Source organism: Microcoleus sp. T2B6 (assembly GCF_036700475.1).
Classification (GTDB): domain Bacteria; phylum Cyanobacteriota; class Cyanobacteriia; order Cyanobacteriales; family Microcoleaceae; genus Microcoleus.
In genome coordinates this window covers 1-5740 of sequence record NZ_JAUBOZ010000199.1, presented here as the reverse complement: position 1 = coordinate 5740, position 5740 = coordinate 1, and the positions used below count along the sequence as shown (strand labels likewise).

Here is a 5740-nt window from a genome sequence, read left to right as displayed (position 1 = left end):
GGGCATAGGGCATAGGGCATAGGGCATAGGGCATAGGGCATAGGGCATAGGGCATAGGGCATAGGGCATAGGGCATACCTCACCAAGATTGAGAACTGCTGTATGCGGGTTGAGTCAAGAAATGAGGTGCTGCCAATACAGCCGAATCAAAGTTGATAGCCCTGGGGCTGATTAATACGCGATATTGGGGTTTTGAGCCGTATTTGATTGTTAATATTCTGTCGCGTCAATTACCCGCACTACCAGCTACAGCCGCTTGCAGCCGTGCGATGAGAGACCATATAAAAATTTATGAAAGTCGCGATCGGATGTCAGCCTTGAGTTATTCGGCCGCCAGCTTCAACCCTATACAGGGCGAAAATAGCAGCGATCGCCAGCCGTGCTATTTGCCCCCACAACAGTTAGAATAAATAATGTATAAGTAAAAAGGAAAGTTTTTGGAATTAAAAAATGGGTAGCAAACCCCTTTTTGATGCAGAAAATAAAAGCAAAAATTTATAAAACATTCGACCTTCTACCTTCAGAGGACGATCGCCTTTTTATTTGGAATTAGATTGAATTTATGGACTGGCAAGAAATTTCGGGCAATTGGGTATTAATTCCTTCAAGACCGATCGCGATCGTACATTTTCTCGGCGGTGCATTTGTGGCGACAGCACCGCAACTCACCTATCGCTGGCTGTTAGAGGCTTTGGGGAATCAAGGATATGTTGTAGTCGCAACGCCGTTTGTCAATACTTTGGATCATATTGCGATCGCCCGCGATGTCCTCAACAAATTTGAAAATGCCCTCGATCGCCTGCGGGCCACTAAATTGCTCAAATCTTCCTATCTCCCCGTTTACGGCATGGGACACAGCATGGGATGCAAACTGCACTTGCTGATCGGTTCTGTATTTGACATAGAAAGGGCAGGCAATATCCTGATCTCTTTCAACAATTATGCAGCATCCGAAGCAATCCCGATCGTCGAGCAAATTTCCCCCGTCTTTAACGTTGAGTTTACCCCGTCCCCGCAAGACACCAATCGCCTCGTCCAAGATAGCTATCAAATCCGGCGCAATCTTTTAGTCAAATTTAACGGCGACAACATCGACCAAACCCTGCTGTTGACCAAACTGCTAAAAGCACGATTTCCCGACATGATTACAGTTCAGACTCTGGCGGGGAACCATCAAACACCCTTGGGGCAAGATGTTAGCTGGCCTGTGGGTCAAATTTTTACGCCCTTCGACGCGATCGGGCAGTGGGTCAAACAAGAAGTGTATCGAGAATTAAATCAATTAAAACGGACAATTCTGCTGTGGCTTAATCCTCTGTCCAAGGATTTTAAATCTTAAAGTTCAGATTTTAGCTTGGTGACATTAAATTGAAAAATTACGCATAAACTCTATCTGTAGGGTGCTTATGGCGCACACACTACTTAGGAATTACGCATAAACTCTATCTGTAGGGTGCTTATGGCGCACCTTACACTACCAATAGTGTTAAAAAGCCGTTTGCGTAAGTCCTAAAACTGCCAAGGGATGTCTCAGCTATGCACTCATAGCCGCGATGATCCTACTTTTCCGACTTTTCCGACTTAAAAGATCCGACTTTTCCGACTGACATGAGCCTGAGTGGTGAGTCAACATGGTGATAGGTGCATCTGAGGCTAGGTAAATTACGGCCTAAATTAATCGCCAGTTGTTTGTCCACTTAGAGTTTCGGCACCCACAGATGTTAATTTCTAGTTCTGCATCAGTCCCTTCCTCATGCACTCCAGATATAGATTCAGCTTTTTGGAAATTATGGCAGGATAATCAAGATTACCTTTACCGTTGCTGTCGCAAGTGGATGGGCAACCCAACCGATGCCGAAGATGCCCTCAGTCGCGCGATGCTGAAAGCTTGGGAGAAAGCAAGAGATGGTACGGATGATATCAAAAACTTTAAGGCTTGGTTAACCAAACTGACTTATAACCTGTGCGCCGATATCCATCGAGAGCGCAACAGGGGTGCAGTAGGAGTTGACAGTTTAGACACCATTGCTTTAGGAAACGAAACCGAATTAATCAGCCAAGAAGAAACACCAGTTCGCGCTGCTATGCGGGGTGAAGTCGAATTATTTTTTCGCGAGGCAATAGATGAGTTGCCCGATAGATTGCGCGAGACTTTTCTTCTCCATTTTGAATCAGGGCTATCTTATCCAGATATTGCAGAACAGCTTGGTATATCTTACGATAACGTCCGCAAGCGGATTTCCCAGGCGCGGGCAATTTTGCGTCAGCGGTTCAATGAAAATTTCGGTGAAGAGGGGACTGACGCGGATTTGTCTAATCCTAAGTCGAGGGTTTCTCCTCAATCTGCAAAAGGGAAAAAGTCTCAGAATATTGTTGAAAAAAAAACGGTAACAGAGGAGATTGAAGAAAGAGAAATTGTTGCCGGTGGGGAAATTCAAGAATCGGTTTTAGTGAATGCTCAATCTGATGGGGAGAGCACAGAAAGAGAAATTGTTGTCGGTGAGGAACAGCAAGAAGCGGCGGTGTGTGTTTTGCATCTAGGCGCGAAGGATTATTCGCCCCTACGGATATTGGCTAATAGTCTGGGGGATGACAGCGAAAAAGCGATCGCCCCTAACCCCTACAGCGGATTACTTTCTGAGTCTGGGGAAAGCCAAAAAGCTCTTGGTGTACAGGCATCATTAATGCTGCCCGCACAGGGCTGTTGTACCATCAGCGACTGCAATCCGCTGTATTCCCAGTTTCTCAACAGAGAAAACCAATACTTGACCGATGTTCGATCGCCAGAAATGCGATCGCCCCAGGGTGCAGGAGGCATATCGCGCAACGGTGCGTCTGCTGTATCGCTTTTTCCACTGTACAGGAGGATGTGGGCAGACAGTGGCGGCTGGCTTTCTTCCATCTGAAAAATAGGCAGGCAGAAAATCGCTTTAAATCAGTAGTGCGTAGGTTGGGCCCGTGGAACGAACCCTCCGTTTCAATCCGCCCAACATTTTCTTTAACCCAAGCGTATTGGGCATTAATGCTGCCGCGAGCTGCAATCCCCTATATTCTCGCTTTCTCTATGACTGGCGCGATATGGCGCTAGGCCGAATTTGGCATGGAAAAATTCGGCATCCCTGGTTTCGTCAATCTAGATTTTCAGGAAGAGATAGACCAATACGCTTGGGTTAAAACTATTTATTGCTCGGAGATCCCCTTAAATCCCCCGAATCGTTGCGGGGACTTTGAGTAAGTTCTTGTCCCCCCCCTTTTTAAGGGGGGTTAGGGGGGATCGAGCTTAACTGAACCGTATTGAGAGATCGACTGCGTAGCAAGAATTTGTCAAATCCTCCCTCTCTCCGCTTCATTACCCCACAAATCAAATATGTCATCTATCTAAAGACTGAAAAATTCACAAATCGCCTTCGGGAAACGTCTAACTAATAGAACACAAAAAACCAACCCTGGAGTTGAAAAATTATGATTCGTCGTATTGCTTTCGTTAGTGGTCTCGTTATTCTCAATGCTTTTGGTTTCGCTACCGTAGCCCGTGCCGGTGAAGGTGGTATAGCAGGTTCTGCGGCTTTCACCGTTGGCGCGAACTCATTGGTTACAGGTGTGGCTGTCTCGGCGGCTGTGGGTAAAGAAAACGCTTCTGCTGCTGCTTTCAACTATGCTACTGGTGTTGCGGGTGGTCTACTGAACTCAGCTTGGGCTCTGGGTAGTGCAGGGACACAGACTTTTGGGACTGTCGGCACCGCGAGTGGTTTCACCGTTACGCCCGTTGTTGACGCCACAAGAACTACCAAACAAGAGAATACCTTTAGTGCTGGAACTGTCACCGTGCAGCTTGGTACCGTTACTGGCAATTCTGTTGTTAAGGCTCCCTAAGTAATTGGACAGAATTAATTACACACTGATTCTTTGCTGATTCTTTACTAGACAAGGCTTGTAGCTCAGAGTTTTATGTAATTAATTGTGTCCTACTACTTACTAGAACGGTTATGAAAGGTTAGCAGGCTAGCTAACCTCGCCCATCAATCAATTTGATCTCGTTTCAGATATCCGATCGGGATCTCAGCGGCCCTCCAGCCAGTTAGTCAGCCGAGATCCTTATTAATAGGGTGCTTTTATCCGCAATACCTTCTGATGAATAACAGGACATTCCCCCGATGAAACCAATGCTAAATACTTCAAAAACTATCAATCCAGCCACCAGAATTGTTTTTATCGATGCTGGAGTAGAAAACGCCGATCTACTCATTGAGGATGTCATTTCCACTACTGAAGTCTTTGTCCTAGATGGGACGGCCGATGGCATCGAGCAAATTAGCCTGGTTTTACAACACCGTCCAAATACCGATGCCGTTCATATTATTTCCCACGGTTCCCCAGGTTGCTTGTATCTGGGAAATAGCCAACTGAGTTTAGATACCCTCAACGGCTACGCGACTCAACTGCAACAGTGGGATGTTGCCAGCCTCGTCTTCTATGGCTGTAAGGTTGCAGCCGGAGATGCTGGCGAAGAGTTCATCGCACGACTCCACAAACTAACAGGCGCTCAAATCGCTACCTCTGCCCTACCCATTGGCAGTGCCGCAGGACTCGGTGGTTCTCAGTTGCTCAATAGCGGTGTGGTGAGGACGAACGGTATTAGCTTCCGTAACAATTCGGCAATTGGCGGCCACGGCGGCAACTTCTGCGACTTTTTTGCACGCTGACCTCTGTAACTCTTTCAGCGCCAAGTTTTCAGGTGTGTATGGAGGTAAATTATCTCTTCGCTACTTTGACGCAAATTCACTATTTTTCAGGAGAAAGTATTTCATGGCGATCGAGTTTATCCACGAGTCTATCTAGGGTACACCCAATAACGACATTCTGCGGGGTACTGCGGCTGATGACCAAATCGACGGTTTAGCAGGGAGCGATATTCTCTATGGTAACGCCGGAAACGATACCATCAATGGCGGTGGCGGCAACGATATTGTCTATGGTGGCAATGATAACGATTTGTTGCGGGGAGGCAATGGCAGCGATCGCCTTTACGGTGATGCCGGTAACGACCAACTCCTCGGTTGTGACGGTGATGACATCCTCTATGGGGGTGATGGTGACGATCTCCTCAATGGCGGTGCAGGGAGCGATCGGCTCTACGGGGATGCAGGATTTGATACCTTTGTCCTTGCACCAGGAATGGGTCAGGATCTGATCTATGGCTTCCAAGGTGGCCAAGACAGAATCCGATTAAATGGAGGTTTAACTTTCGGCGATTTACAGATTGCCCAAAGTGGTAGTTCCACCTTAATTAAAATTGCATCAACCGGAGAAACCCTCGCTTCTTTAGTTAACACAAATTCTGCCTTAATTGGGAAGGATAATTTTATCCCAATTTAGGGGGATTTGGCTAACTATAGCGCTAGCGTAGTTGTCTAATTGTCTAAATTCTGAAATTATCAGGTGCGTTAACTTCCGTTAGCGCACCCTTGATTCTGATCTTATAATTATTAAACATTCAAAATATTCATCCCAATAAATATTTTTTTATTGCATCTATAGCGAACCTAAATAAATTCTGTAATTCTTGTAGGGGCAAACCCCCCGTGGTTGCCCCGATCCGTGGGGCGTAGGCACGGGGAGTAGGGGTAGCACTACCCCTACATATTTATTTGTACCAATGATTTATACCAATTTAATGTGAAGTTGCACATATCTCGATCCCCCTCGCATACCCCCTACTCCCCCTGATTGTTGGGGAGTA

At 46.5% G+C, this 5740-nt stretch carries 6 protein-coding genes; all 6 read left to right on the top strand.

The genetic code is table 11. The features are described 5' to 3' along the window. Window positions 1–203: 203 nt before the first annotated feature. The 6 genes from QUA00_RS36045 (at window position 204) to QUA00_RS37025 (ending at window position 5376) form a co-directional block, all read left to right on the top strand. Window positions 204–410, top strand: a complete 207-nt coding sequence (locus QUA00_RS36045) for a hypothetical protein (protein ID WP_333413355.1) — start codon at window positions 204–206, stop codon at window positions 408–410. Between the two features lie 152 nt (window positions 411–562). Then, window positions 563–1339, top strand: coding sequence for a DUF1350 family protein (locus QUA00_RS36040; protein ID WP_333413353.1), 777 nt, complete (start codon window positions 563–565; stop codon window positions 1337–1339). A 379-nt stretch (window positions 1340–1718) separates the two neighbouring features. Continuing rightward, on the top strand, window positions 1719–2906 hold the full coding sequence (locus tag QUA00_RS36035; RefSeq protein WP_333413351.1) for a sigma-70 family RNA polymerase sigma factor: 1188 nt from the start codon (window positions 1719–1721) through the stop codon (window positions 2904–2906). Between the two features lie 556 nt (window positions 2907–3462). After that, the gene (locus QUA00_RS36030; protein ID WP_333413349.1) at window positions 3463–3873 is read left to right on the top strand and encodes a hypothetical protein; all 411 of its coding nucleotides are present in this window, start codon (window positions 3463–3465) and stop codon (window positions 3871–3873) included. 281 nt (window positions 3874–4154) lie between these two features. Then, the gene (locus QUA00_RS36025) at window positions 4155–4703 is read left to right on the top strand and encodes a DUF4347 domain-containing protein (RefSeq protein ID WP_333413347.1); all 549 of its coding nucleotides are present in this window, start codon (window positions 4155–4157) and stop codon (window positions 4701–4703) included. A 154-nt stretch (window positions 4704–4857) separates the two neighbouring features. Further along, a complete protein-coding gene (locus QUA00_RS37025) occupies window positions 4858–5376 on the top strand; it encodes a calcium-binding protein (protein WP_445305785.1) in 519 nt (172 codons plus the stop codon). Window positions 5377–5740: the final 364 nt, after the last annotated feature.

Excerpts from the sequence above, each read along its gene's own strand:
- QUA00_RS36030 (WP_333413349.1), top strand. The coding sequence starts at position 3,463 with ATGATTCGTCGTATTGCTTTCGTTAGTGGTCTCGTTATTCTCAATGCT.
- QUA00_RS36035 (WP_333413351.1), top strand. The coding sequence starts at position 1,719 with ATGTTAATTTCTAGTTCTGCATCAGTCCCTTCCTCATGCACTCCAGAT.
- QUA00_RS36025 (WP_333413347.1), top strand. The coding sequence starts at position 4,155 with ATGAAACCAATGCTAAATACTTCAAAAACTATCAATCCAGCCACCAGA.
- QUA00_RS36040 (WP_333413353.1), top strand. The coding sequence starts at position 563 with ATGGACTGGCAAGAAATTTCGGGCAATTGGGTATTAATTCCTTCAAGA.